This is a genomic window from Stappia sp. (assembly GCF_965276915.1).
GTDB lineage: Bacteria > Pseudomonadota > Alphaproteobacteria > Rhizobiales > Stappiaceae > Stappia.
This window is the reverse complement of sequence record NZ_OZ255709.1, coordinates 4,530,395-4,553,635: the sequence shown is the minus strand read 5'-3', so window position 1 is coordinate 4,553,635 and position 23,241 is coordinate 4,530,395. Positions and strand designations below refer to the sequence as shown.

Genomic DNA, 23,241 nt, shown 5'->3' with positions numbered 1-23,241 from the left:
GGTCAGTTTCCGCTGATCGAGATGGCCGAGACGAGGCGGCCGTAATCCGGTTCGCTCCTGTGGGTGGAGCGGCGATAGGAGAAGAAAAGGTCCTCCTCCAGATAGGTGCAACGGCCGAGGTCGCTGGCTTGCGCAATGCCTGCCGTGCCCAGCCGCGAAAGGATGTAGGCGGGAAGGTCGAACAGCGCATGGCCGTCGCGGTCCGCAGGGGCGAAGAAGCGGTTATTGCCGGCATCCGCCGTGAGGAAGCGTTCGACGAATTCCTCGCCGACCTCGTAGCTGGCGCGGGAGATGGTCGGACCGAGCACGGCAACGATGCGGTCGCGGCGGGCGCCGAGCCCTTCCATCGCGGCCAGCGTCGCCTCCAGCACGCCGGTGAGGGCGCCGCGCCAGCCGGAATGGGCAGCACCGATCACCCTTGCGCCGGCATCGGCGAACAGCACCGGTCCGCAGTCGGCGGTGGAGATGCCGAGCGCGATGCCGGGGCGGTCGGTGACCAATGCGTCGCCGCGCGGCTGTGCGTCCGGTGTCCAGGGGCGGTCGACAACGATCGCGTCGGGGGAATGGTGCTGGTGGGGCGAGACCAGGGCGCCGGGGGCGACGCCGAGCAGGCTGGCGACCCGGGTGCGGTTCTCCAGCACGGCGGCGCGTTCGTCGTCCGAGCCGAGGCCGACATTGAGGCTGGAATAAATGCCCGAGGAGACGCCGCCCTTGCGGGTGAAGAAGCCGTGGGAAATGCCGTCAAGCGCGGAAAGGTCGGGAGATGTCAGCATCGGGGCGAAAGGCCTGTCCTGTCACGGAGCGAGGGATAAGGGGCACGGGAAGACGGCGCGATGGTGGGTGCATCGACGTCCGCTGTCAAACGGGATCGAAGGGCATCAGCGGCACGATGTCAGGGGCGACGGCCAGCACCTTGAAGAGATCGCCCATCTGGCCTGGGGCTGCCAGCCGTTCGACCTCGCCGCGGATGCGTTCCCGGTCGTCTTCGCTCTTGCCCGCGCCGAGTTGTCCGGCGCGTTCCAGCAGGCCGAGGGCGAGCAGGAACTCTCCCTGGCCAAGCAGCCGGCGCGGCCGCAGCGGGGCAAGGTTTGCTGCCCTGGCAAGGGCCTCGAAATTGACATGGGCTGTAAGGTCGCACAGGCCGGGCGCCTCGAACACGGACACATGCTCATGCCTGCGCAGGGCCTGCAGCGTGTCGCCGGCGGCCGTGCGGCCATAGCCGTAATCGATTGCGAGCAGGACCCCGCCCTGCGCGGCAAGCCGGGTGGCAAGGTCCTGCATCAACGCATTGGCGAGCGGCTGGGTCTCGACGACCGCGCCTTCCGGCGCCCCGGCAAGGCCGGCGATAAGATCCGCGTCCTCCAACCCCCCGGTGCCGGGGACGAAGCGGAGGGTCTCTCCGTCGTCCGCAAGGCCGATGCAGCGTTCCCGCCAGCGCCCCTGGAGGCGGACATATTGCCGGATCGGCAGGGCATCAAAGAACTCGTTGGCGACGATCAGAAGCGGCGCATCGACGGGAAGGCCCGCGATCGAGTCGTGCCATTGCACGTTGACCGCATTCGCGCCGAGCGCCGCCTTCTGGACCTCGCGCAGTCTGGGGCTCGTCTCCACCAGATGAAGGCTGGCGGCGGCGTGGAATGCCGGTCGCAGGCGCGCGACACGCAGGATGTCGGCCATCAACGTGCCGCGACCGGGGCCCAGTTCGACCAGGTGGAACCTCTTTGGCGCGCCCGAGGCGGCATGGGCGTGAACCAGCCACGCGCCGATCATTTCGCCGAAGAGCTGGCTGACCTCGGGAGCGGTGATGAAGTCGCCGCCGGCGCCGAAGGGTTCGGCGCGCATGTAGTATCCGTGCTGCGGGTCGGCCAGACACAGGGCCATGTAGTCACAGACGGAGAGCGGCCCGGCCGTCTCGATCAGCGCGCGGATCCTGTCGGCAAGCGGCGTTGGCGTCCCGCGCGTCACGCGCCGCTGTCCGTACCCGTCGCGGGACGGCGCAGGGCACGAAGAATCGCGAAAAGGCCGGCGGCGATCATCGGCAGCGACAGGACGATGCCCATGGTCAGGCCGAACTGGAGATAGCCGATATGGGCATCGGGCACGCGGAAGAGCTCGACGAAGGAGCGCGACAGCCCGTAGCCGAGCGCGAAGGTGCCGGCGACGAGGCCTGGACGGCGGAAGCCGCCGCGTGACAGCCCGATCCGGGTCACGAGAAGCAGCAGCAGGCCTTCGAGCGCGGCTTCATAGAGCTGGCTCGGGTGGCGCGGCTCCGGTCCGGCGCCTGGGAAGACGAAGGCCCAGGGCACATCGGTGACGCGGCCCCAGAGTTCGCCATTGATGAAGTTGGCAAGGCGGCCGAAGAAGAGCCCGATCGGGGCGACCGCGCCGGCAAGGTCGAACATGGTCCAAATGGGTATGCCCCGGCGCCAGGCGAAGACCACCATCGCGACGACGACACCGAGGAAGCCGCCATGGAAGGACATGCCGCCCGACCAGACCTGCAGGATGTCGAGCGGGTTCTGGAGATAGTAGCCCGGCGCGTAGAACAGCACGTAGCCGAGGCGTCCGCCGAGGATCGTGCCGATCGTCGCGTAGACGACGAAATCGTCGACATCGACAAGGCCGGGTCGCGGTGTGCCGCCCCAAAGGCTGTCCCTGGCGACGAGGCCGCGCATGTAGCGCCAGCCGATGAGCAGGCCGGCGATATAGGCCAGCGCATACCAGCGGATCGCGAAGGGGCCGAACTCGATCAACACCGGATCGATTGCGGGAAAGGGCAGGACGAGAACAGGCATGGCGCCTCCGGCTGGCCGGCGGCGAGGGTGCCGCGCGCGGGGCGGACGTTGCCGCCGTTTGCCCCGCCGCGTCAAGGTTGCGACGATTTCACCCGTTCCGGGTGTTTCGCTGAGGCGCAAAGCGCATTACCTAGAAGGCAGAACATCTGCGGGGCCGGCATCGTCGCCGGCGACATCCGCGTATCCGGGAAAGGACAAGGCATCATGACACAGGGATCGAGCCGGATTCTCGACGATTTCGCCAAGCTGATGACGGACGCGGCCGGCGTTGCCCAGGGCGCCAGGCGTGAGGTGGAGACGGCGTTCCGCGCGCAGGCCGAACGGTTCCTGGCGGACATGGATCTGGTCAAGCGCGAGGAGCACGACGTCGTCAAGGACATGGCGGCGAAGGCTCTGGATGCGGTCGAAGCGCTGGAAGCGCGCGTCGCCGAGCTGGAAAAGGCGATGGCCAAGCCCCGCGCGGCCAAGCCGAAGACCTCCGGAGACTGATGCCGGAATAATTTGCGAGGGATGGCGGCGGGGAAAATCGAAGGCTTTCCCGACGTAATTTCGCCGCTGCCATCCACAGGTTCAAAAGCGTAAAAGAAACGTGAACATATCTTTGAATTAACTTCTCCCTATATACTGGTTTCAGGCGAAGATTCGCGGCGTCCGCTGCCGGACCGGCTTTGGCCGCCATTCGGGCACGCGAAAAATTGCTGGCGGCAGGCCAAACTCCTGCGGACCGACACGGATGGCCTTGCGTCCGGCCAGGGCGCGATGCCCGCAAGCCGAGAGGAACCTCCCATGAGCCTCATCGACATCGATTTCGAACGGCCCGCCAATCCCGTCGACACGATCGAGCATATCGCGGCGATCAACGACTGGTCCTTCGAAAGGTCTTGCGACGAGGAGATCACGATCTCCGTCACCGGCCACTGGTGCGACTATCACGTCTCCTTCTCCTGGATGGAGGACCTCGAGGCCCTGCATCTGGCCTGTGCCTTCGACCTGAAGGTCCCCGATCCGCGCCGCACGGAAGTCGTGCGTCTGCTGGCGCTGGTCAACGAACAGCTCTGGATGGGCCATTTCGACCTGTGGAACCGCGAGGGCGTGGTGATCTTCCGCCAGTCGCTGCTGCTTGCCGGCGGCGCGGAGGCCACCTCCCGGCAGATCGAGGGACTTCTTACCAACGCGCTCGAATCCTGCGAGCGCTACTATCAGGCCTTCCAGTTCGTCGTATGGGCCGGTAAAAGCGCCTCCGAGGCGATCGATACCGCCCTGTTCGAGACTGCGGGGGAAGCATGAGTTTTTCGAAGGAGCGTCCGCTCGTTCTTGTCGGCGCCGGCAAGATGGGCGGCGCCATGCTGGCCGGCTGGGTTGATGCCGGAACCGACCCGGACGCCATCCTGGTGGTGGATCCCAACGCTTCCGAGGAGCTTCTGGAACTTGTGGCGCGTACCGGCATCCGGCATGCCGTCGCCGTCGATCCCGCCCTTCGCGCCGGTGTCCTGCTGCTGGCGCTGAAGCCGCAGATCATGGCGAGCGTGCTGCCCGGCGTCGCCTCCAGCGTCGATGGCGAGACGCTGGTGATCTCGGTCGCGGCCGGCACGCCGGTCGCCACCTTCGCCGCAGCCTTCGGGGATGTCGCCATTGTCCGGGTGATGCCGAACACGCCCGCGCAGGTCGGGCGCGGCATGAGCGTTGCCTATGCCAATCCGCGCACCAGCGCCGTGCAGCGCGCCACCGTCGACACGCTGCTTGCCGCGATCGGGGCGTCTGACTGGATCGCCGAGGAGCGGCAGATCGATGCGGTGACCGCGGTCAGCGGCTCGGGGCCGGCCTATGTCTTCTATCTCACAGAGGCGCTGGCCGAGGCCGGTATCGCGGCCGGACTTCCCGCCGACCTCGCCATGCGCATCGCCCGCCAGACCGTGTGCGGTGCCGGCGAGCTGATGTACCGCTCCGACAAGCCTGCGGCGGAGCTGCGCCGCAACGTCACCTCGCCGAATGGCACCACGGCCGCGGCGCTCGAGGTGCTGATGGATGCCGATGGCGGCTTGCCGCCGGTGATGACGCGTGCCGTCGCGGCGGCGAAGAAGCGCTCCGAGGAGCTTGCCGGCTGAGGCTTTCCCGCGGCTGGCGGCTGTCTTTCTGGCCGCTTTCGCGGGCAAAGCGTCGCGGGGTGTCGAAATTTGCCGGCGCTCTGCCTACATTGATCTTTCGAGGATGCCGGCACGACATCGTGCTCCGGCGGCAACCCGGGAGATGATGATGGCAACGCAGAAGACGAAACAGAAGATCGTCGCGACCTTTCTCAAGCTGGTCGGGGAGCGGGGCTGGAGCGGGTTCGAAATGACCGACATCGCCGCCGGGGCCGGCGTCAGGCTGTCGGTGCTGCGGGCCGAGTTTTCCGGCAAGACTGGCTGCCTCAGGGCGTTTCTGTCCGAGGTCGACCAGACGGTTCTCGACGATATCGACGAGGACATGGCGGACCAGCCGGCCCGCGAGCGGCTCTTCGATGTCCTGATGTCGCGGCTCGATGCCCTTGCTCCCCACAAGGATGCGCTTCGCGAGATGAAGCGCGCGGCCGCGCGCGATCCGCAGCTTGCCCTGAAGATCAACCGCGAGGCGGTGACCTCGATGCGCTGGATGCTCACCGCCGCCGGCATTCCCGCCTCCGGCCCGCGCGCCTCCGTCATGGCGCAGGGGCTGGCGATCGCCTTCGCGCGGGTCGTCGACACCTGGCTGACGGACGAGGATCCGGGACTTGCGCGCACCATGTCGGCGCTCGACCGGCAGCTGGACGAAGGCGAGAGCTGGATGGGCCGGCTCGACGGTGTCAGCCGCTTCCTGAAGCCGTTCTTTTCCGCCGTGGCCCGTGGCCGAAAGGCGCGCAAGGCTCCGCCGGAGGCTGGCTCCGAGGCTGACGGCGGGGCTTCACCCGGCGCGGCGTCTCCAGCGGCCTGAGGTCGGACGCCTGAAAAAGGTCTTGCCTGACGAATAAGCATAGGCTTATATGTCGGCATGACCGAGAACGATGTCTTTCGCGCCCTTGCCGACCCGACTCGCCGCACCGTCTTCGAGAAGCTGGCTGCCGGCCGCATGAACGCGACCGCCCTGCGTGAAGGCATGGCGATCAGCCAGCCCGCGATGTCACAACACCTCTCGGTCCTGAGAACCGCCCGCCTCGTCAAGGAGATGCGGGAGGGACGCTTCGTCTATTACGAGGTCGACCCGGAGGGGCTGGCGCTGGTCGCGGGATGGATGGCGAAGTATCGCGCCTACTGGCCCGCGCGCGTCGATGCCCTGAAGGACTTGCTGAAGGACATGGACCAATGAGCGACGGGATTTTCGGCGAGAGCGAGACCGGCCAGGAGCCTTCGGCGGAGCTCACCCTTGAATTCGACCTCGACGCACCGCCGGAGAAGGTCTGGCGGGCGCTCAGCCTGGCCGAGTTTCGTGCCCGCTGGATGCCCGGTGATCCGCTTGCCGGCGAGGAGCCCGTCTGCACCGAACCGGGGCGGGAGGCGAGCTACCGGATGCGCGAACCGGCTCCGCCCTTCCTTGAAAGCATCGTGACCTTTCGCATCGACCCGAACGGGGCGGGCGGCACGCGTTTGCGGGTCCTTCACGAACTGACGGACGTGCGGCTGAGGCGAGCGGGAAAGCCGCCGACGAGCAGCGATCCCTGCCTCATGCTTGCGGCCTGACAGCCGCGAGATCCTTCGAAAACCCGGAAGCACTGGAGTTCGCCGATGCGCGAAGCGATGCAACTCGTCCCCATGGTCGTCGAGCAGTCGGCACGAGGGGAGCGGTCTTTCGACATCTACTCGCGGCTGCTGCGCGAGCGGATCATCTTCCTCAACGGCGAGGTCAATGACGACGTTTCCGCCCTTGTCTGCGCACAGCTCCTGTTCCTCGAGGCGGAGAACCCGACAAGGCCGATCAGCCTCTATATCAACTCGCCCGGAGGTATGGTGACCAGCGGGTTCGCCATGTACGACACCATGCGCTACATCCGTCCGCCGGTGCACACGCTGTGCATGGGAACGGCCCGCTCCATGGGCTCCTTCCTGCTGATGGCGGGGGAGCCGGGCGAACGGGCGACCCTGCCCAATGCCAGCATTCTCATTCACCAGCCCTCCGGGGGTTTCAAGGGACAGGCCTCGGACATGCTCATCCATGCCGAGGAGATCAAGCAAACGAAGCATCGCATGACACGGCTCTATTCCGAGCATTGCGGCCGCAGCTACGATGCCTTCGAGGAGGCGATGGACCGGGACCGGTTCATGACCGCGGAACAGGCGTTGGAATGGGGCCTGATCGACCGGATCCTCACGCCTCGCGAGCAGACGGCGGCGGTTGGCGACTGACCCGTCGGGCGGCCCTGTCCCGCGAACAGGCCAGCCGGCGCAAGTCCTGTTCGCGGTGCTTTGCACGAGCCGGAGCGATGCCGTAATGTCGTCCGATGGTTCGCGAATGCATCCGGCCGCTGACGCCGGATGCGCGGGTCTCTCGCCTTCTTCGCTTTTACAAGACAGGGTTTTCCGTATGGCAGATGCCGACAAGGGCGCCGTTGCGCCGACCGTTACCTTTGACGATTTCCTGAAAGTCGACATCCGCGTCGGGTGCGTCATCGAGGCCGAGCCCTTTCCCGAGGCGCGCAAACCGGCACTCAAGCTGAAGATCGATTTCGGCGAGGAGATCGGCGTCAAGAAAACCAGCGCCCAGATCACCCGCCACTACACGCCCGAGACGCTGGTTGGCCGCCGGGTGCTTGCGGTGGTGAACTTTCCGCCCCGCCAGATCGGCCCGGTCATGTCCGAGGTGCTGACGCTCGGCGTGCCCGATGCCGACGGCGAGGTCGTGCTGCTCGCTCCCGACCAGGACGTTCCTCTCGGCGGCCGGCTCTACTGAGCGGCCGCCCGCACGCGGGGACGGCGGAAGACATAGACGGTTGCCGGCGGCAGGTTCGCCCAGACGCGCCTGGTGCGTGTGAAGCTCAATCCTAGCCCTTTCGTGACGCGGGAGCGCAGGGGCGATTTCGGGCCGTAGGTGAACTGGATGAAGACGCCGTCCGGCCCGAGCCGGGAGAAGGCGGAGCCCAGGATCGCGGCCTGTTCGTCGGCGCTCATCGAAAGCAGCGGCAGCCCGGACAGCACGGCGTCGAAGGGAGCCGCCTCGACACGCGCCAGCTCCTGGGCCGGCAGTCTGTGCAGTCTGGCTTGCGGAAAGCGGGCTGCCAGGTCGCCGGCGAAGAGCGGGTTGATCTCGAACAGGACAAGGTCGCGTTCGGCGATGCCGCAGTCGATCATGCAACGGGTGAAAACGCCGGTGCCCGGGCCGAGTTCCGCCACGCGGCTGGCCTGCGCTGGAAGCTGGCGCGCCATCATTTCGCCGAGGCTTGGCGAGGAAGGGGCAAGCGCCGCGACCTGGCGCGGGCGACGCAGGAACTGGTGGAAGAAGGCTGTCTGTCCGGTCGGCATTGGGGGGGAGGCCTCGGGTGATCGGTGCGGGATGGATGTGATGGTTGTCTGGGGACGGCGCGGGCCGTCTCAACGGCCGCGCATGATCGCGTAGGCAAGCGCTGGCGAGATCCGGTGAAGGACCCGCAAGGCTCGTGTCTTCTCGATCCAGATTTCCTTCTTTCCCCCTTCCAGGCCGCGCAAGAGGTCGGCGGCGGCGCGTGTCGGCGGGTATTTGCGGATTGTTGAAGGCCGCGACAGGCCGGTATCGACCAATGTCATCACAACCTCGCTGACAAGGATCTGACGCCCGGCCGCCTCGCACTGGTCGCGCAGCGCGCGGGTGAAGCTGCGCAGGCCCGCCTTGGTGGCGCAGTAGACCGCTGCGTCGCGCTTCGGTGCGATGGCAAGCCCGGACGTGACGTTGACAATCGCGGCCGTGGGCTGGCGCGACAGCAGCGGCAACAGGGCGGTTACAAGCTGCGCGGGGGCTGCGAGATTGACGGCGATCTCGCGTGCAATGTCATCGGGAAAGGCAGGCGGCGCGCTCGCAAGGTCCTGGTGGATCATGATCGCGGCGTTGTTGATGACGACGCTGCAACCGGGATGTCGGGTCGCGACCCAGTCGGCAAGCGCACGCACGCCGCCCGTGGTGCCGAGATCGGCCGCGAAGGCGTCGAGCCGCCCGGGATGGGCCTCGGCCAGATCGTCCAGCGGGGCGATGTCGCGCGCGGTGACCAGCACGGAGTTTCCGCGGGCGAGCAGCTGGCGCACGGTTTCAAGTCCGATGCCGCGCGAACCGCCCGTGACCAGGATCGTGCGACCGGCAAGGTCGAATGTTTTTCTCATCGGGTCCTTCCTGTCGGGGGCGAAAAGCCCTTCGCAGATCCGGTCGATTATGCGAGTAATCGCTCACATTCACACTCGCATTGGGCAGACCCGATGGACACACGGCTCAAGCCGCGCAAAACCCCGGTACAGGGCCGCAGCAAGGCGACTTGCGACGCTGTTCTGGAGGCGGCTGCTCGCATTCTCGTGGAAGAGGGGCGACAGGCCCTGACGACGAATCGTATCGCCGAGCGTGCCGGGGTCTCGGTCGGTTCGCTCTATCAGTACTTCCCCGGCAAGGAGGCGATCGTTGCGGAGCTGATCCGGGAGATGCGGCGCGACATGGTGGTGCTGCTGCGCGGGGCGGTGCAGGCGGCGGCGACGCAGGCGTTCCGCCCGGCGGTGGGAACTCTGCTGGCGGCCACGCTGGACCATCACACGGCGCGGCCGGAACTGGCTCGGGCGCTGGAGCGGGAGGAGGAAGACCTGCCGATCGATGCGGAAACGCAGGTGCTGAAGGCGGAGTTGCGCGGCCTGATCGCCGGGTTCCTTGTTGAGCGCGGGGTCGCGGATGCCGAGCGTTGCGCCTTCGACCTGGTTGCCATGTGCCACGGAATGGCATCCGCTGCCGTGCGCGCCGGGCAGGACAACATGGAAGACCTGAAAGGTCGCCTTGAGCGCGCCGTGCTCGGCTATCTCGGCAGGCCGGAGTGAGCCTCTCGGCTCTTCTGCGCCGAATGAACCGGTGCTAGACGGGAATACGCACCCGGGCGCGCAACCCGCCCAGGCCGTCACTGGCGCCGAGCACGATGTCGCCGCCATGGGCGCGGGCGATGTCGCGGGAGATCGCAAGGCCCAGGCCGCTGCCGCCGGTGTCGCGGTTGCGTGCCTGGTCGAGCTGGTAGAAGGGGCGGAAGACGTTCTCGCGCTCGTCCTCGGGAATGCCGGGGCCGTTGTCGTCGATGGTGATCGTCAGCCAGCCGTCGGCGTTGCGGCCCTCGATACGCACCTCGCTGCCGTGCCGCGCGGCATTGGTCACCAGGTTGGTCAGTGCCCGCTTGAAGGCGCTGGGGCGCAGGTTGACCATTGGCGGTCCGTCCAGGCGGGACGAGACGGCGCCACCGAGGATCTCGACCTCCGCCTCCAGGTCCTCGAACAAGAGACCGATGTCGGTCAGTTGCGCCTGCTCGTCGCCTTCGCCGCGGGCAAAGGCGAGATAGTCCTCCAGCATCGTCTTCATCTCGTCGACGTCGTGCTGCAGCGCCCGCACTTCCTCGCTGTCGGGGAACAGGGCAAGTTGCAGGCGGAAACGGGTCAGCACGGTCCTGAGATCGTGGCTGACGCCGGCGAGCATGGTGGTGCGCTGCTCGATCTGGCGCTCGATGCGCCGACGCATCTCGATGAAGGCCTGGGCCGCGCGCCGTACCTCGCGCGCGCCGCTCGGCCGGAAGTCCTCGATCGGACGTCCCTTGCCGAAGTTTTCCGCCGCCGTTGCCAGCCGCTCGACCGGCCTCGTCTGGTTGCGCAGGAACAGCAGCGCGATGACGACGAGGATGAGCGAGGTGGAGACCATCCAGACGATGAAGAAATGCGAATTGGACGCGTAGGTCTGGCTGCGCCGGGCGATGACGCGCAGCACGTTGTCGGGCAGCTTGATGCGGATCTCGACGAAGCTCGAGCGGCCGACCGTGTCGATCCAGAACGGTTTGCCGATTCGCGCCGCGATCTGCTGGGAGAGATAGCGGTCGACGATGTCGAAAAAGGGCTTGGGCCGGGGCGGCGGCAGCGGTTCGGGCGGCAGGATGCTGATCGCCAGGCTGAGATCGCGCCGGGCCATCTCCGTCAGTCCGGCAATCCCCTCCTCGCTCTCCGCACTCTCGGCCAGGGTTGTCAGAAGGGCGATGTCGCGCACGACCGCGTCGGACAGGCGCTGGGTAACGAGATTGTAGTGGCGCTCGAGAAAGACGAAGGCCAGAACCGCCTGCATGATCACAAGCGGCGCCACGATGATCAGCAGGGTCCGGGCGAAGAGGCCCTTCGGCGTGCGGCGATAGAGCGCCCCGGCGAAGGCGCGATAGGGGACGGCCAGCGTGTCCGTGAACCGCCGCAGGGCGGGCGGCAGCGACCAGTCCGGCAGCTTGCCGCGCAGGCGCCCGCTCAATCGCATACGAGCCGGTAGCCGATGCCGCGCACGGTCTGCAGATAAAGCGGATTGCCGGGATCGGTCTCGATCTTGCGGCGCAGGCGGTTGATTTGCACGTCGACGGTGCGCTCGCCCAGGCCGCTGTCGTCGCCGACGATTTCGGTGCGTGGCACGGTCTCGTTCGGCTTCTCCGTGAACAGGGACAGGATCTCCTTCTCCCGGTCGGTCAGCCGGACGATCTCCTCGCCGCGTTTCAGTTCGCGCCGCGCGGCGTCGAACACATAGGGGCCGAAGCGGACGTCGGCCGGCGGCATTGCCTCGGGCGCGGCGCGGCGGCGCAAGATGGCGCGGATGCGCAGCAGAAGCTCGCGCGGCTCGAACGGCTTGACGAGGTAGTCGTCGGCGCCGGCCTCGAGCCCGGCGATCCTGTCGGCGGCGTCCGAGCGGGCGGTGAGCATCAGGATCGGCACGTCGGAGCGCCCGTGCAGGTCGGAGGCAAGCGACAGTCCGCTTTCCCCCGGCATCATCACGTCGACGACGAGCAGGTCGAAGGCGAGCCCTTCCAGCCGGCGGCGGGCTTCGGCCGCCGAGGCGGCGACCGTGATGCGGAAGCCGTGCTCGGCGAGAAAACGGCGCAGCAGCGTGCGGATGCGGGTGTCGTCGTCGACAAGCAGCAGATGCGGGGCATCGTCATCCAGCACGGGGCGGTCCCGGGTCCCGGTCAGGGGAGAACCGGAGATCGGGAGTTCGGCGGAATCGATCGTCACGGCCGGCTTCTCGCTCTTTCATGGTGATGCGCGGTGGCGCGGATCGCTCTTGTCATTCGCCGTCGATCAGGCGCGCGACGTCGCCGCGCTGGTCGGGGTCGATCATATGATAGAGGAACTGTCGGGCGATATCTTGACCGCCCGGGGGAATGGCGGTGAGGGCCCGGCGGATGCGCCGGGTCTGGAGGTCGGTCAGGCGGGCGGCAAGCGCCTCGCCCCTGGCGGTGGCGAACAGCAGGCGCTCGCGCCGGTCCTGCGGGCCGGGCTCCTGCGAGATGTAGTCCTCCTCGACAAGCTGCTTCAGCACCCGGGCAAGGCTTTGCTTGGTGATCTTGAGGATCGCCAGAAGGTCGGTGACCCGGAGGCCCGGATTGCGGCTGACGAAATGCAGGACCCGGTGGTGCGCCCGGCCGAAGCCGAACTCGGCCAGGACCGCATCGGGGTCCGAGGTGAAGTCGCGATAGGCGAAGAACAGCAGCTCGATCAGGTCGATCGGGATCGCCGTCGTGGAGGCGTCAGGCTCCGCAGGGAGCGTGTCCGAGAAATTTACGTCAGTCATATTGACTTATTTCCGACCGATTGTTACACGTATCCTGTCTGCTGCGAAATGATCGTACGTCATCGCCCTTCAAGCATGGTAGATGTTGTCCTTCACCGTTGCAGATCGCGACTTTTCGCCGATGCTTGCGGTTCACGCATTGCCTGCATCGGCCAGCCGTGGCCCGCCACCATACAAACAGATGACGGGCCGCGCAAAGCCGCGCGATCGGGTTGCAAGTCAGTCGGTTCGATCCGTTCCTTCCGGTTTCGGGTCGCATTCAAACGCAAGCGGGATCAAGCCCGTTGCATGTTTCGGGAGAATTTCGACATGGCGCAGGTGCCTTTTGACCAACGCGAAGGCGAGATCTGGTATGACGGCGCCTTCGTGCCGTGGGCCGATGCCAAGCTGCATGTGCTGAGCCACGGCCTGCACTATGCCAGCAGCGTGTTCGAGGGAGAGCGCGCCTATGGCGGCGAGGTGTTCAAGCTCGAGGAGCACACCGACCGCCTGCATGAATCGGCACGCATCCTGGGCTTCGAGATCCCCTACAGCCCCGAGACCATCAACAAGGCGACGCGCGAGCTGCTTGCCCGCGAGAACCTGGTCGATGCCTATGTGCGTCCGGTCGCATGGCGCGGCAGCGAGATGATGGGCGTGTCGGCGCAGACGAACACGATCCACCTGGCGATCGCCGCCTGGGAATGGCCGAGCTATTTCGATCCGGAACAGCGGCTGAAGGGCATCCGTCTCGACATGGCGCCCTATCGCCGGCCGGATCCGGCGACGGCGCCGTGCCGTTCGAAGGCCGCAGGCCTCTACATGATCTGCACGATTTCCAAGCACGAGGCCGAGCGCAAGGGCTATGCGGACGCGCTGATGCTCGACTGGCGCGGCCAGGTGGCGGAAGCGACGGGCGCCAACGTCTTCTTCATCAAAGACGGCAAGATCCACACGCCGAAGCCCGATTGCTTCCTCGACGGCATCACCCGACGCACGGTGATCGGCCTGGCGAAGCGGCGCGGCATCGAGGTGATCGAGCGGGCGATCCTGCCGGAGGAACTCGCCGGCTTCGAATCCTGCTTCCTGACCGGCACGGCCGCCGAGGTGACGCCGGTGTCGGAAATCGCCGACTGGTCGTTCCAGGTCGATGCCATCACCAAGGCGCTGATGGAAGACTACCAGCGGGAAGTCCAGCCGAAGGCCGAAGCGCGGGTCGCCGCCGCCGGCTGATCCGGTCTGGCGATGTCGGGCGAAGACGGAAACGAAAAAGGCGGCCTTCGGGCCGCCTTTCTTGTTGGCGCGGGTGTCTCGGCTTAAAGGCGGAACACGCGGCCACGTTCCGTCCAGGCGACGACACCCAGCGCGAGCAGGCTGAAGCCGGCAAAGCCGAGCGCGAGCGGCAGCACCGTGCCGTCGAAATGGCTGGAAACGAGGAAGCCGAGCGCGGCCCCGCCGCTGGTGGTGACGAAACCGAGCATGGCCGAGGCGGTGCCGGCGATGTGGCCGAGCGGTTCCATGGCGATTGCGTTGAAGCTTGGCCCGATGAGGCCGAAGGAGAACACCGCCAGCAGCAGCAGGCCGGTGAAGGGAACGAGGCTGGAGCCGGCCGTGAGCGCGACCACGACCTGGATCACGCTGATCGCGCAATAGGCGACGAGCGCCCAGTGAGAGAGAGGTCGCAGGCCGATCCGTTCCACCAGCGAGGCGCTGAGGAAGGACGAGGCGGCCAGTGCGCTGCCGATCAGCGCGAAGATCAGCGGGAAGGACGCGCCGAGGTCAAAGACATCGACATAGACCTGCTGGGCGGAGGCGATGAAGGCGAACAGCGCGCCGAAGATCAGCGTGGTGGCCAGCATGTAGCCGAGCGTGGTGCGCGTCCTCAAGGTCGCCATATAGGCGCTTGCGACGGCGGAGAGCGAGAACCGCCGCCTTTCCGCTTTCGGCAGGGTTTCGCCCAGGCGCAGCGCGCACCAGATCAGCATGGCGAAGCCGCCGAGCGTCAGCATCAGGAAGATCGCCCGCCACGGCGCGACAAAGAGGATCAACTGGCCGATCGAGGGCGCGATCACGGGGACAGTCATGAACACCATCATCACGAGCGACATCACCCGGCCCATGCGGGCGCCGGAATAACAGTCGCGCACCACCGAGAGGGCGACGACGCGCGGCGCCGCGCAGCCGATGCCTTGCAGCAGGCGGGCCAGCAACAGGTGATCCATGGTGTCAGCGACGAGGCTGAGAAGGCCGGCGAGCGCGTAGAGCGCCAGTCCGCCGAGCAGGACAGGCCTGCGGCCGAAGCGGTCCGACATCGGCCCGTAGACGAGCTGGGCGGCGCCGAAGCCGAGAAGATAGACGATGACAACCTTCTGGCGGTCGTTCGGATCGGTGACGGCGAAGGCCCGGCCGATGTCGCCAAGGGCGGGAAGCATGACGTCGATGGCAAGCGCGTTGAGCGCCATGAGCGCGGCGACGATGGCGACGAACTCGGTGAAAGCGAGGCCGTGGCGCGGTGCGCCGACCGCCTCTGCGGCGGGTGAGGAAACAGTCATGGTCGGTCCGATCGGGAGGACACCATCGGCTGTCGGCAGGAAGACCGTGGGGGAACGGTTGCCGGCACAGGCCGAGACAGGGCGTCGGGAGCTTTTGCTAGACATTCACCGGAATTTGCCGCCGGTCAACCTGCCTGCGCGGGCCCGGGTCTGTGACCGGGATCCGGCCGTAGCGGTTTTTCCTCGCGGAAGGGCGGGCAACACCTTGAAATGACAGCGGCGGGGATACGCGGCAGCCTTTCGGAAAATTATCGCGTCCAGCGGTCGGCGTCGGCGCTGTCACTCTCTCGTGCGTCCACCCATTCGCCGGCGCCGCCGCTCTTCAGGTGTTCCTTTTTCCAGAACGGCGCCCTTGTCTTGAGATAGTCCATCAGGAACTCGGCCGCCTCGAAGGCGGCGCGGCGATGGCGCGAGGCGGTGACGACGAGGACGATGTTGCCCCCCGGGGCGATGCGGCCATGACGGTGGATGGCGAGGATCCCGTCGAGGGGCCAACGCCGGCAGGCGTCTTGCGCGATCCGTCCGATCTCCTCCTCGGCCATGCCCGGATAGTGCTCGAGCTCGAGCGCCGAAAGCCGGCCGGCCTCGTCGCGGCACAGGCCTGTGAAGGTGACGACGGCACCGATATTGGCTTTTCCGGCGACGAGCCCGTCGATCTCGGCCGCCGGATCGAAATCCTCCGCCTGGATGCGCACCACGACCCGGGGGGAGGCGGGGACCCGTTCCCCGTCGGCATTCGGGGCGGCAATATCGGAGGGGAGGGGGGCGTGGCCGGTCACCGATGCACCTCAGCCGCCGGTCATCGGCGGAAAGAATGCGGCCTCGCGGGCGCCGGCGAGCGGGGCGTCGTGCTCGACATGCTCGTGGTCGAGGGCGACGCGGATCGTCTCGCGTTCGGCAAAAGCGCCCGCATAGCTTTCGTCGCGCTCGGACAGCCAGTCGATCAGGCCGGCGACAGTGGTCACCGTGCCGGGCACTTCGAGGGTTTCCGCCTCGCGCCCGATGCGTTCGCGCACCCAGGCAAAGTAGCGTATCTGCATGATCAGGCTCCGTTCGTAGCGGCGGCGGCCCCGGAGTGTCCGGTCAGTCCTGCATCAGGTGGCCGATGCCGGCACGGAAATAGTCGTAACCGGTATATAGCGTCAGCAGCGCGGCGATCCACAGGGCCATGAGGCCGACGATCTGGGTGCCCGGCAGGACGGCCTCGCCAGCGGGGCCGGCCAGCAGGAAGGCCATGGCGATGAGCTGCAGGGTCGTCTTCCACTTGGCGAGCTGCGTCACCGGCACGCTGACGCGAAGGTCGGCCAGGAACTCCCGCAAGCCCGAAACGAGGATCTCGCGGCACAGGATGATGGCCGCCGCGATCATCGACCAGCCGCCGATGTCGCCCTTTCCGGACAGCAACAGCAGGCACACGGCGACAAGCAGCTTGTCGGCAATCGGATCGAGCATCTGGCCGAGACGCGACTGCTGCTGCCAGGCGCGCGCCAGATAGCCGTCGAAGAAGTCCGTGATCGCCGCGACGATGAAGATGGCGAGCGCCGTCCACCTCGCGCCATGTCCGGCGAAATCGGGGATCAGGCACAGCATGACCGCGGGGACCGCGAGGATGCGGCCGTAGGTCAGGATGTTGGGAAGGCTCCAGACGTGGGATCGCGACATGTCTCGGTCGTGTCTTGAGCTGGGCGGAGCCGCCGTTCCGGCCGGATCGGCGAGCCACCGCTCCAGGCGGGGGTCAAGGGACGTACCCGACCTTGAAGCATGTGCACATGTGCGCGTCAATCGGCGGGCCCGGGCGGGAGCCGTCATCGCGTGGTCTGGAACCGGCCCTGCGAATTGATCGGCAGGCGGCTCTCCACCGCCCCACCACAACGGGTATACCTTTGCGGAACGACATGAAAACGGGATGCGAGATGACACAGCGGGTGAACGGGTTCGGGCAGGCGATCGGGCCGGACGTGGCGAACTGGACGGCGCGGCCACGCCCGCCGCGCATGGCGATGAGCGGGCGGACCTGCCGGCTCGAGCCGTACGAGTCGCGCCACGCGGCCGATCTTTTCGAGGCCTATTCAAAAGATCGCGAGGGTCGCAACTGGACCTATCTGGGCTATGGCCCGTTCGAGGAGGAGAAGGCTTTCGCCGCCTTCGCGGCCGCCACCTATCCCGGCGACGATCCGATGTTCCATGTGGTGGTCGACGCGCAAAGCGGCCGGGCGCTGGGCGTTGCCAGCTATCTCAGGATCGATCCGGGCAACGGGGTCATCGAGGTCGGCCACATCAATTTCTCGCCAGCTCTCCAGGCAACGGCGATGGCGAGCGAGGCCATGTTCCTGATGATGGGCCGGGTCTTCGACGAGCTTGGCTATCGCCGCTACGAGTGGAAATGCGATGCGCTGAACGCACCCTCGCGGCGTGCGGCCGAACGCCTCGGCTTCGTCTATGAGGGCACCTTCCGCCAGGCCGTGATCTACAAGGGACGAAATCGCGACACGGCCTGGTTCTCGATCACCGACAGCGAATGGCCGGCGCTCAAGGCCGCCTTCGAGGCCTGGCTCGATCCGTCGAATTTCGATGCGGACGGCCGGCAGAAGCGCGCGCTCGCCTCGTTCAGGGGCTGAACACCGACCGGGCCATGGCGGGGGCCGGTCCAGGACGATCGGGCGCGTCAGGAGAAGATGCGTTCGCCCTGTTCGTCGATGATCTGGCGGGCCTTGCGGATGGCGAATTCCGCGGCCTGCTCCTCGCTTGGCATCAGGTCGGCGCGAATGAAGTCGTGCGAGCGCGTCTCGCCGTCCTCGTTGGTCTGGGCGATCGACCCGGCGACCTGCCACTGCCCGTCGCGGGCGGTCGGGGCCGGCGTGACGAGGAAGCCCTTGTACTCCACGATCGGATGCCGGGCGCGCGGCGCCGCCTTGTCGCCGCCGCCGAACAACCCGCCGAACAGCTTGCCGAATACCATGTCACGCGCTCCGTGTGCTTTTCGCCGCGCCGCGCATCCGCGCGCCGGTCCGGCAAGTCCTCCCGCAGGCTGTTTTTTCCGGTCCTGCGGATCCGGGGCCAAGTGTCGCGCGTGCGGCGGGGCACTTCAAGCCCGGCTGTCCCGGTCGTTGCGGGGCGCGTGGCCTTCCGGCGCGCCGTCGCCCAGCTGCCGGTGCGACCAGTGCCGGCGGCAGAGCGAGACATAGCTTTCCTCGCCGCCGATGACGACCTGCTCGCCTTCCTCCACGATCCGCCCGGCGCCGTCGAGCCGGGCGACCATCGTTGCCTTGCGCCCGCACCAGCAGATCGTCTTGACCTCGCGCAATGTGTCGGCGAGGGCCAGCAGCGCGGCGCTGCCGGGAAAGAGCTTGCCCTGGAAGTCCGTCCGCAACCCGTAGCACATCACCGGGATGCCGAGTTCGTCGGCGACCCCGGCGAGCTGCCAGACCTGCGCCTCGGTCAGGAACTGGGCCTCGTCGACAAAGACGCAGTCGATCGGGTGCTCTTCAAGGTGTGTCTCGACATGGCCGAGCAGGTCCGTTCCCGTCTCGAACAGGTCGGCTTCCGAGGCCAGTCCGATGCGCGAGGCGATGCGCCCGCGTCCGGCGCGCTCGTCGATCGCTGCGGTCAGCAACAGGGTCGCCATGCCGCGTTCGCGGTAGTTGTAGGACGCCTGCAGCAGGATCGTCGACTTTCCCGCGTTCATCGAGGAATAGCTGAAATAGAGTTTCGCCATTGTCCGGGCGCCGGCTCCTGTGGTGGCGTATGCCGCCATCATGACCGCATTCGTGTCCGGGACCGACCCGGTCGCGCCGTTTTGCACAGGTAAAGGAATACCCGGCGGCGCGCGGGGCTACTCGTGGAAATGGTCGTAGATCGCGCGGGCCACGGATTCGGACACGCCCTCGACCGCCATCAGGTCGTCCATGCCGGCCTTGGAGACCGCCTTGGCCGTGCCGAAATGGCGGAGCAGTGCGCGCTTGCGGCTGGGGCCGATGCCGGCGATCTCGTCGAGCGGGCTTCGGGCAATGTCCTTCTTGCGCCGGGCCCGGTGGGTGCCGATGGCGAAGCGGTGCGCCTCGTCGCGCAGGCGCTGGACGAAATAAAGGACGGGATCGCGCTCCGGCAGCATGAAGGAGGGTTTGCCCGGGATGAAGAACTTCTCCCGCCCCGCATCGCGGTCCGGTCCCTTGGCGATGCCGATGAGCGGAACATCGGTAATGCCAAGGTGCTCCAGCACCTCGCGCGCCGCGTTCAACTGGCCGAGGCCGCCGTCGATGAAGACGAGATCCGGCCAGGCCGGGATGGCGGTGATGTCCGCGGTGTCGCCGTCGGCCTCCTCGATGTCCGTCTCCTCGATATCCGCTTCTACCGGCGGGGCCGACACCCTCTCCGTTTCCGTCCCCTTCGCCTCTTGCGGAGCGGCCGGGCCAGGGACAGGGCCAGGGACGGGGTCGCGGGCATGTTCCTTCAGCAGGCGTGAGAAGCGCCGGGTCAGCACTTCGCGCATCATGCCGTAATCGTCGCCGGGGACGAGGTCCTCCGACTTGATGTTGAACTTGCGATACTGGCCCTTGGCGAAGCCTTCCGGCCCGGCGACGATCATGCCGCCGACCGCGTTGGTGCCCATGATGTGGGAGTTGTCGTAGACCTCGATGCGGCGCGGGGTCGCCGCAAGCCCGAAGACCTCGCCGACCCCTTTCAAGAGGCGTGCCTGGCTGCTCGTCTCGGCAAGTCGCCGGCCGAGCGCCTCGCGGGCGTTTTTCGTCGCGTGCTCGACCAGTTCGCGTTTTTCGCCGCGCTGGGGCACGGCGACCTCGACCTTGTGGCCGGCGCGCTCGGAAAGGGCGGCGGCAAGCAGCGCCCGTTCCTCGATCTCGTGCGACAGGAGCACGAGGCGCGGCGTCGGCTTGTCGTCGTAGAACTGGGCGAGGAAGCTCTCCAGCACTTCCGCCTCACCGAGCGACTTGTCGGCGCGGGGAAACTGGGCGTGATTGCCCCAGTTCTGGCCGGTGCGGAAGAAGAACACCTGGATACAGGTCTGTCCGCCTTCCTGGTGGATGGCGAAGACGTCGGCCTCCTCCACCGTTTGCGGGTTGATGCCCTGGTGCGACTGGACATGCGAGAGCGCGGCAAGCCGGTCCCGATAGACGGCGGCGCGCTCGAAATCGAGCGTTTCCGACGCCTGCTCCATCTGGCCGGCCAGTTCCTTCTTCACGATCTGGCTGCGCCCGGAGAGGAATGCCTTCGCCTCGGCGACGAGGCCGCCGTAATCGTCGGGTGCGATCTCGCCGGTGCAGGGGCCGGCGCAGCGCTTGATCTGGTAGAGCAGGCAGGGACGGGAGCGGTTGGCGTAGTAGCTGTCGGAGCAATTGCGCAGCAGGAACGCCTTCTGCAGGGCGTTGATCGTGCGGTTGACCGCGCCGGCGGAGGCGAAGGGGCCGAAATAGCTCCCCTTGCGCCGGCGCGAGCCGCGATGCTTGACGAGGGCGGGGGCCTCGTGGTCGCCGGTGACGAGAATGTAGGGAAACGACTTGTCGTCGCGCAGCAGCACGTTGAAGCGGGGCCGCAGCCGCTTGATCAGGTTTGCCTCGAGAAGCAGCGCTTCCGTTTCTGTGCCCGTCGTGACGAACTCCATCGACGCGGTTGCCATGATCATTCGAAGGATGCGGTTCGACTGCCCCTGCAGGCGGGTATAGCTCGTGACCCGTTTCTTCAGCGAACGCGCCTTGCCGACATAGAGCACGTTGCCCTCGCCATCGAGCATGCGGTAGACGCCGGGTCCCAGCGGCAGGCGGCGAACGAAATGCGCGATCACGTCCGCGCCGCGGGCGTCCGGCCCCAGCGGCGTCGGTGCACTCTGGAAGGCCGGCACCTGCGGCAGCTCCGCCTCGCCGTCCTCGCCCGGAAGCTCGTTTTCGTCCTCGTCCCCGTTCTCGTCCGGCAGGTCCTGCGGGTCGAGGGGGGCGTCCTTGTGTCCGTTCATTCCGCGATGCCCACGACGTCGGGCGTCTCCCATGCAAGGTGCTGGCCCCCGTCGAGCGCGATCATCTGGCCGGTGATCGACGGCGTTTCCCACAGGAAACGGATGGTGCGTCCGAATTCCGGCAGCGCCGGCCCGCGTCCCAGCAGCACCGCGCCGGCCTGGCGGGCGAAATCTTCCGCCTGCTGGCGCGTGTTGGCGAGTGTCGGGCCGGGGCCTATGCCGTTGACGCGGATGCGCGGGGCGAGCGCCTGCGCCATCGTCTGCGTCGCCGTCCACAGCGCTGCCTTCGACAGGGTATAGGAAAAGAACTGCGGGGTCAGCTTCCACACCCGCTGGTCGATGATGTTGACGACAAGGGCGGTGGTGTCCGCCGGCAGCATTGCGGCCATTTCCTGGGTCAGCAGGATGGGTGCGCGGGTGTGGATGGCCTGGTGGCGCTCGTAGCGCTCGACCTCGATCTCGCCGATCTCGTCGCGCTCGAAGATCGAGGCGCTGTTGATCAGGAGGCGGACGGGACCGAGCGCCTCGCATGCCTTCCTCATGACCTGCGCCGGCGTGTGCGGCTGCGTCAGGTCGCCGTTGACGACCGTGGCCCTGCCGCCGGCCGCGAGGATCTCGCCGGCGAGGCCCTCGGCCTCCGGCATCGAGCTGTGGGCGTGGATGGCGACCTGAAAGCCGTTGGCGGCAAGGTCCGCGGCGATTGCGCGGCCAATGCGGCGACCGGCGCCGGTGACGAGGGCGACAGGGGCATTTGCCGCGGTTGCGGCACGTTCCGATACGGGCATTGCGACTCGCTGGGTTCCGGAAATCAGGCGCTGGCAAAAAAACATACGCAATGCGGGCGACGTTCGATCAGGCAACCTTGCCGAGATGGAACGCCATGAAAATGTAGATCCCGTACAATGCGCAGAGGATGATACCCGAAGGCCAGCGGATGGTCACCCGCATTGCCGAGAACGCGAGCACCAGTAGCGCGCAGGCAAGCATCGCCCAGAGGTCGAACCGCAGCACTTCGGCGGGAACCTCCACGGGAATGACGACGGCCGTGATCCCCATGATGGCGACGAGGTTGAAGACGTTGGAGCCGATGACGTTGCCGAGCGCGACGGCCGCGTGGCCACGGACGGCAGCCATCAGCGAGGTCATCAGTTCGGGCAGCGAGGTGCCGAGCGCAACGACGGTCAGCCCGATCACCGCGTCGGAGACGCCCCAGTTGCGGGCCAGCGCCGAGGCGCCCTCAATGGTGAAATGGGCGCCGAGCGGCAGGCCGATCATGCCCAGCACGACGAACAGGATGGCAAGCGCCGGGCTTTCGGGAACGCCCTCGACTTCCTCGAACGGGGTGTCGTCGTCGCAGCAGCCGGTCTCGACCGCCGCGGCCCCGGCATTCTGCGCGCGGTGCTTGCGGGTGGCGCGAACAGAATCCCACAGGAACACGGCCAGGAGCAGCAGCAGGATGCCGCCGTCCAGCCGCGAGATCGGGCTGTGGAACGCCATTCCGATGAAGATGCCGGTCACGGCGACCATGAAGATGGCGTTGCGGGTCGCGCCGTTCTCGCAGCATGCGGTCGCGGCGAACAGCGCCGGCAGGCCGAGCACGGCCAGCACATTGGCGATGTTGGAGCCGACGACATTGCCCACGGCAATGCCCGGAAGACCGTCCAGCGCCGCGCCGAGGGAGATGACGAGTTCGGGCGCACTGGTGCCGAAGGCGACGATCGTCAGTCCGATCACCAGGGTGGGTATGCCGAGCTTCTCCGCGATGCCCACGGAACCGCGCACCAGGACGTCTCCGGCGACGATGAGAACGACGAGCCCCCCGATCAGGCTGACATATTCGATGAGCATGAAGCTAGGGCACCCGGCGCTGCGGAGACAATGTGAAAAGCGAGGCAAGCTGGACACGGGCGCGGCGGAAAGGTCCGGGCGAGCCCGTCTGGTTCACTCCAGCCTGCGTGTGACCTGCCCTATATATGTATTCGAATGCGGATGAAAAGCCCGGATGTGGGGTTGCAGGCATGCGGAAAAGGCCCGGTTGGCGGCGTTTCCCGCCTGTTCCGCATGGTAACCGATTGCTTACCACGTCACCAAAAAATCATCACTTGCCCCCAGATCACCGCATTTCGTGACGGGCGTTGCCACATTCGATCGCCATATGTTCCGTGTTGGGGGCCGGACAGCGGCTGGGCGATTGCCCGCCTGTCCG

28 protein-coding genes are annotated in these 23,241 nt (G+C 67.0%); 11 read left to right on the top strand and 17 right to left on the bottom strand.

Translation table 11 applies throughout. From position 1 onward, the window contains the following. Window positions 1–2 precede the first annotated feature (2 nt). The 3 genes from pgeF to lgt form a co-directional block, all read right to left on the bottom strand. Window positions 3–773 carry a peptidoglycan editing factor PgeF gene (pgeF, locus tag ACQY46_RS21295; protein WP_428697966.1) on the bottom strand — a complete coding sequence of 257 codons (771 nt, stop codon included), beginning with the start codon at window positions 771–773 and terminating at the stop codon, window positions 3–5. Window positions 774–858: 85 nt separating this feature from the next. Continuing rightward, window positions 859–1,965 carry a class I SAM-dependent methyltransferase gene (locus ACQY46_RS21290; protein ID WP_428697965.1) on the bottom strand — a complete coding sequence of 369 codons (1,107 nt, stop codon included), beginning with the start codon at window positions 1,963–1,965 and terminating at the stop codon, window positions 859–861. Next, on the bottom strand, window positions 1,962–2,795 hold the full coding sequence (gene lgt / locus ACQY46_RS21285) for a prolipoprotein diacylglyceryl transferase (protein ID WP_428697964.1): 834 nt from the start codon (window positions 2,793–2,795) through the stop codon (window positions 1,962–1,964). Before lgt ends, ACQY46_RS21290 begins: the two co-directional genes overlap by 4 nt. Before the next feature lie 204 nt (window positions 2,796–2,999). On the opposite strand from lgt, the gene ACQY46_RS21280 reads away from it, so the two are divergent. The 8 genes from ACQY46_RS21280 (at window position 3,000) to ACQY46_RS21245 (ending at window position 7,694) form a co-directional block, all read left to right on the top strand. Next, complete coding sequence (locus ACQY46_RS21280; protein ID WP_428697963.1) at window positions 3,000–3,284, top strand: accessory factor UbiK family protein; 285 nt, start codon at window positions 3,000–3,002, stop codon at window positions 3,282–3,284. A 297-nt stretch (window positions 3,285–3,581) separates the two neighbouring features. Continuing rightward, the gene (locus ACQY46_RS21275; protein ID WP_306029341.1) at window positions 3,582–4,082 is read left to right on the top strand and encodes a YbjN domain-containing protein; all 501 of its coding nucleotides are present in this window, start codon (window positions 3,582–3,584) and stop codon (window positions 4,080–4,082) included. Next, complete coding sequence (gene proC, locus ACQY46_RS21270) at window positions 4,079–4,900, top strand: pyrroline-5-carboxylate reductase (RefSeq protein WP_428697962.1); 822 nt, start codon at window positions 4,079–4,081, stop codon at window positions 4,898–4,900. Before ACQY46_RS21275 ends, proC begins: the two co-directional genes overlap by 4 nt. A 148-nt stretch (window positions 4,901–5,048) precedes the next feature. Beyond that, the gene (locus ACQY46_RS21265; RefSeq protein WP_428697961.1) at window positions 5,049–5,744 is read left to right on the top strand and encodes a TetR/AcrR family transcriptional regulator; all 696 of its coding nucleotides are present in this window, start codon (window positions 5,049–5,051) and stop codon (window positions 5,742–5,744) included. A gap of 57 nt (window positions 5,745–5,801) precedes the next feature. Continuing rightward, complete coding sequence (locus tag ACQY46_RS21260) at window positions 5,802–6,116, top strand: ArsR/SmtB family transcription factor (protein ID WP_417768272.1); 315 nt, start codon at window positions 5,802–5,804, stop codon at window positions 6,114–6,116. Further along, window positions 6,113–6,487, top strand: a complete 375-nt coding sequence (locus ACQY46_RS21255; RefSeq protein WP_428697960.1) for an SRPBCC family protein — start codon at window positions 6,113–6,115, stop codon at window positions 6,485–6,487. The genes ACQY46_RS21260 and ACQY46_RS21255 overlap by 4 nt, the downstream gene beginning before the upstream one ends. Window positions 6,488–6,532: 45 nt before the next feature. Next, window positions 6,533–7,150 carry an ATP-dependent Clp protease proteolytic subunit gene (locus ACQY46_RS21250; protein WP_428697959.1) on the top strand — a complete coding sequence of 206 codons (618 nt, stop codon included), beginning with the start codon at window positions 6,533–6,535 and terminating at the stop codon, window positions 7,148–7,150. A 178-nt stretch (window positions 7,151–7,328) separates the two neighbouring features. Next, window positions 7,329–7,694 (top strand): tRNA-binding protein, encoded by a 366-nt coding sequence (locus tag ACQY46_RS21245; RefSeq protein ID WP_428697958.1) that lies wholly within the window; start codon window positions 7,329–7,331, stop codon window positions 7,692–7,694. Here the strand turns inward: ACQY46_RS21245 and ACQY46_RS21240 are convergent. Both ACQY46_RS21240 and ACQY46_RS21235 read right to left on the bottom strand, forming a co-directional pair. Then, entirely contained in the window at window positions 7,688–8,263 is a 576-nt protein-coding gene (locus tag ACQY46_RS21240; RefSeq protein WP_428697957.1) for a class I SAM-dependent methyltransferase, read from the bottom strand. The genes ACQY46_RS21245 and ACQY46_RS21240 overlap by 7 nt on opposite strands. Before the next feature lie 69 nt (window positions 8,264–8,332). Next, on the bottom strand, window positions 8,333–9,091 hold the full coding sequence (locus ACQY46_RS21235; protein WP_428697956.1) for an SDR family oxidoreductase: 759 nt from the start codon (window positions 9,089–9,091) through the stop codon (window positions 8,333–8,335). A gap of 93 nt (window positions 9,092–9,184) precedes the next feature. Here ACQY46_RS21235 and ACQY46_RS21230 point away from each other — a divergent pair, with 93 nt between their 5' ends. Next, the gene (locus ACQY46_RS21230; protein ID WP_428697955.1) at window positions 9,185–9,784 is read left to right on the top strand and encodes a TetR/AcrR family transcriptional regulator; all 600 of its coding nucleotides are present in this window, start codon (window positions 9,185–9,187) and stop codon (window positions 9,782–9,784) included. A 34-nt stretch (window positions 9,785–9,818) separates the two neighbouring features. Here ACQY46_RS21230 and ACQY46_RS21225 read toward each other — a convergent pair whose 3' ends face one another. The 3 genes from ACQY46_RS21225 to ACQY46_RS21215 form a co-directional block, all read right to left on the bottom strand. Further along, a complete protein-coding gene (locus ACQY46_RS21225) occupies window positions 9,819–11,159 on the bottom strand; it encodes an ATP-binding protein (RefSeq protein ID WP_428700538.1) in 1,341 nt (446 codons plus the stop codon). A 68-nt stretch (window positions 11,160–11,227) separates the two neighbouring features. Further along, window positions 11,228–11,938: a response regulator gene (locus ACQY46_RS21220; RefSeq protein WP_428700537.1), complete on the bottom strand. Its 711-nt coding sequence runs from the start codon at window positions 11,936–11,938 to the stop codon at window positions 11,228–11,230. Between the two features lie 94 nt (window positions 11,939–12,032). Next, complete coding sequence (locus ACQY46_RS21215; RefSeq protein ID WP_428697954.1) at window positions 12,033–12,539, bottom strand: MarR family winged helix-turn-helix transcriptional regulator; 507 nt, start codon at window positions 12,537–12,539, stop codon at window positions 12,033–12,035. Window positions 12,540–12,848: 309 nt separating this feature from the next. Here ACQY46_RS21215 and ACQY46_RS21210 point away from each other — a divergent pair, with 309 nt between their 5' ends. Beyond that, entirely contained in the window at window positions 12,849–13,751 is a 903-nt protein-coding gene (locus ACQY46_RS21210; protein WP_428697953.1) for a branched-chain amino acid aminotransferase, read from the top strand. An 83-nt stretch (window positions 13,752–13,834) separates the two neighbouring features. On the opposite strand, the gene ACQY46_RS21205 is transcribed toward ACQY46_RS21210, so the two are convergent. The 4 genes from ACQY46_RS21205 to pgsA all read right to left on the bottom strand — a co-directional run bounded on the left by ACQY46_RS21205 (window position 13,835) and on the right by pgsA (window position 16,732). Next, on the bottom strand, window positions 13,835–15,070 hold the full coding sequence (locus tag ACQY46_RS21205) for a multidrug effflux MFS transporter (protein ID WP_428697952.1): 1,236 nt from the start codon (window positions 15,068–15,070) through the stop codon (window positions 13,835–13,837). Window positions 15,071–15,318: 248 nt separating this feature from the next. Next, window positions 15,319–15,768 (bottom strand): molybdenum cofactor biosynthesis protein MoaE, encoded by a 450-nt coding sequence (locus ACQY46_RS21200; RefSeq protein WP_428700536.1) that lies wholly within the window; start codon window positions 15,766–15,768, stop codon window positions 15,319–15,321. A gap of 90 nt (window positions 15,769–15,858) precedes the next feature. Next, the gene (gene moaD / locus ACQY46_RS21195) at window positions 15,859–16,110 is read right to left on the bottom strand and encodes a molybdopterin converting factor subunit 1 (RefSeq protein WP_428697951.1); all 252 of its coding nucleotides are present in this window, start codon (window positions 16,108–16,110) and stop codon (window positions 15,859–15,861) included. 43 nt (window positions 16,111–16,153) lie between these two features. Continuing rightward, a complete protein-coding gene (gene pgsA, locus ACQY46_RS21190; RefSeq protein WP_428697950.1) occupies window positions 16,154–16,732 on the bottom strand; it encodes a CDP-diacylglycerol--glycerol-3-phosphate 3-phosphatidyltransferase in 579 nt (192 codons plus the stop codon). Window positions 16,733–16,983: 251 nt separating this feature from the next. On the opposite strand from pgsA, the gene ACQY46_RS21185 reads away from it, so the two are divergent. Next, window positions 16,984–17,688: a GNAT family N-acetyltransferase gene (locus ACQY46_RS21185; protein ID WP_428697949.1), complete on the top strand. Its 705-nt coding sequence runs from the start codon at window positions 16,984–16,986 to the stop codon at window positions 17,686–17,688. A 47-nt stretch (window positions 17,689–17,735) separates the two neighbouring features. Here ACQY46_RS21185 and ACQY46_RS21180 read toward each other — a convergent pair whose 3' ends face one another. From ACQY46_RS21180 to ACQY46_RS21160, 5 genes are all read right to left on the bottom strand, one after another. Further along, window positions 17,736–18,029, bottom strand: a complete 294-nt coding sequence (locus ACQY46_RS21180; RefSeq protein ID WP_428697948.1) for an HlyU family transcriptional regulator — start codon at window positions 18,027–18,029, stop codon at window positions 17,736–17,738. 126 nt (window positions 18,030–18,155) lie between these two features. Beyond that, on the bottom strand, window positions 18,156–18,785 hold the full coding sequence (locus ACQY46_RS21175; protein WP_428697947.1) for a thymidine kinase: 630 nt from the start codon (window positions 18,783–18,785) through the stop codon (window positions 18,156–18,158). Window positions 18,786–18,902: 117 nt separating this feature from the next. Continuing rightward, window positions 18,903–21,035, bottom strand: a complete 2,133-nt coding sequence (gene uvrC / locus ACQY46_RS21170; RefSeq protein ID WP_428697946.1) for an excinuclease ABC subunit UvrC — start codon at window positions 21,033–21,035, stop codon at window positions 18,903–18,905. Next, entirely contained in the window at window positions 21,032–21,820 is a 789-nt protein-coding gene (locus ACQY46_RS21165) for an SDR family oxidoreductase (protein ID WP_428697945.1), read from the bottom strand. The genes uvrC and ACQY46_RS21165 overlap by 4 nt, the downstream gene beginning before the upstream one ends. A gap of 67 nt (window positions 21,821–21,887) precedes the next feature. Continuing rightward, entirely contained in the window at window positions 21,888–22,883 is a 996-nt protein-coding gene (locus ACQY46_RS21160; protein ID WP_428697944.1) for a calcium/sodium antiporter, read from the bottom strand. Window positions 22,884–23,241: the final 358 nt, after the last annotated feature.

Coding starts and splice junctions, on each gene's coding strand:
- ACQY46_RS21235 (WP_428697956.1), bottom strand. CDS start 9,091: ATGAGAAAAACATTCGACCTTGCCGGTCGCACGATCCTGGTCACGGGC.
- moaD (WP_428697951.1), bottom strand. CDS start 16,110: ATGCAGATACGCTACTTTGCCTGGGTGCGCGAACGCATCGGGCGCGAG.
- pgeF (WP_428697966.1), bottom strand. CDS start 773: ATGCTGACATCTCCCGACCTTTCCGCGCTTGACGGCATTTCCCACGGC.
- ACQY46_RS21255 (WP_428697960.1), top strand. CDS start 6,113: ATGAGCGACGGGATTTTCGGCGAGAGCGAGACCGGCCAGGAGCCTTCG.
- ACQY46_RS21160 (WP_428697944.1), bottom strand. CDS start 22,883: ATGCTCATCGAATATGTCAGCCTGATCGGGGGGCTCGTCGTTCTCATC.
- ACQY46_RS21280 (WP_428697963.1), top strand. CDS start 3,000: ATGACACAGGGATCGAGCCGGATTCTCGACGATTTCGCCAAGCTGATG.
- ACQY46_RS21265 (WP_428697961.1), top strand. CDS start 5,049: ATGGCAACGCAGAAGACGAAACAGAAGATCGTCGCGACCTTTCTCAAG.
- proC (WP_428697962.1), top strand. CDS start 4,079: ATGAGTTTTTCGAAGGAGCGTCCGCTCGTTCTTGTCGGCGCCGGCAAG.
- lgt (WP_428697964.1), bottom strand. CDS start 2,795: ATGCCTGTTCTCGTCCTGCCCTTTCCCGCAATCGATCCGGTGTTGATC.
- ACQY46_RS21185 (WP_428697949.1), top strand. CDS start 16,984: ATGACACAGCGGGTGAACGGGTTCGGGCAGGCGATCGGGCCGGACGTG.
- ACQY46_RS21210 (WP_428697953.1), top strand. CDS start 12,849: ATGGCGCAGGTGCCTTTTGACCAACGCGAAGGCGAGATCTGGTATGAC.
- ACQY46_RS21250 (WP_428697959.1), top strand. CDS start 6,533: ATGCGCGAAGCGATGCAACTCGTCCCCATGGTCGTCGAGCAGTCGGCA.
- ACQY46_RS21180 (WP_428697948.1), bottom strand. CDS start 18,029: ATGGTATTCGGCAAGCTGTTCGGCGGGTTGTTCGGCGGCGGCGACAAG.
- ACQY46_RS21215 (WP_428697954.1), bottom strand. CDS start 12,539: ATGACTGACGTAAATTTCTCGGACACGCTCCCTGCGGAGCCTGACGCC.
- ACQY46_RS21205 (WP_428697952.1), bottom strand. CDS start 15,070: ATGACTGTTTCCTCACCCGCCGCAGAGGCGGTCGGCGCACCGCGCCAC.
- ACQY46_RS21230 (WP_428697955.1), top strand. CDS start 9,185: ATGGACACACGGCTCAAGCCGCGCAAAACCCCGGTACAGGGCCGCAGC.
- uvrC (WP_428697946.1), bottom strand. CDS start 21,035: ATGAACGGACACAAGGACGCCCCCCTCGACCCGCAGGACCTGCCGGAC.
- ACQY46_RS21275 (WP_306029341.1), top strand. CDS start 3,582: ATGAGCCTCATCGACATCGATTTCGAACGGCCCGCCAATCCCGTCGAC.
- ACQY46_RS21260 (WP_417768272.1), top strand. CDS start 5,802: ATGACCGAGAACGATGTCTTTCGCGCCCTTGCCGACCCGACTCGCCGC.
- ACQY46_RS21245 (WP_428697958.1), top strand. CDS start 7,329: ATGGCAGATGCCGACAAGGGCGCCGTTGCGCCGACCGTTACCTTTGAC.
- pgsA (WP_428697950.1), bottom strand. CDS start 16,732: ATGTCGCGATCCCACGTCTGGAGCCTTCCCAACATCCTGACCTACGGC.
- ACQY46_RS21165 (WP_428697945.1), bottom strand. CDS start 21,820: ATGCCCGTATCGGAACGTGCCGCAACCGCGGCAAATGCCCCTGTCGCC.
- ACQY46_RS21240 (WP_428697957.1), bottom strand. CDS start 8,263: ATGCCGACCGGACAGACAGCCTTCTTCCACCAGTTCCTGCGTCGCCCG.
- ACQY46_RS21175 (WP_428697947.1), bottom strand. CDS start 18,785: ATGGCGAAACTCTATTTCAGCTATTCCTCGATGAACGCGGGAAAGTCG.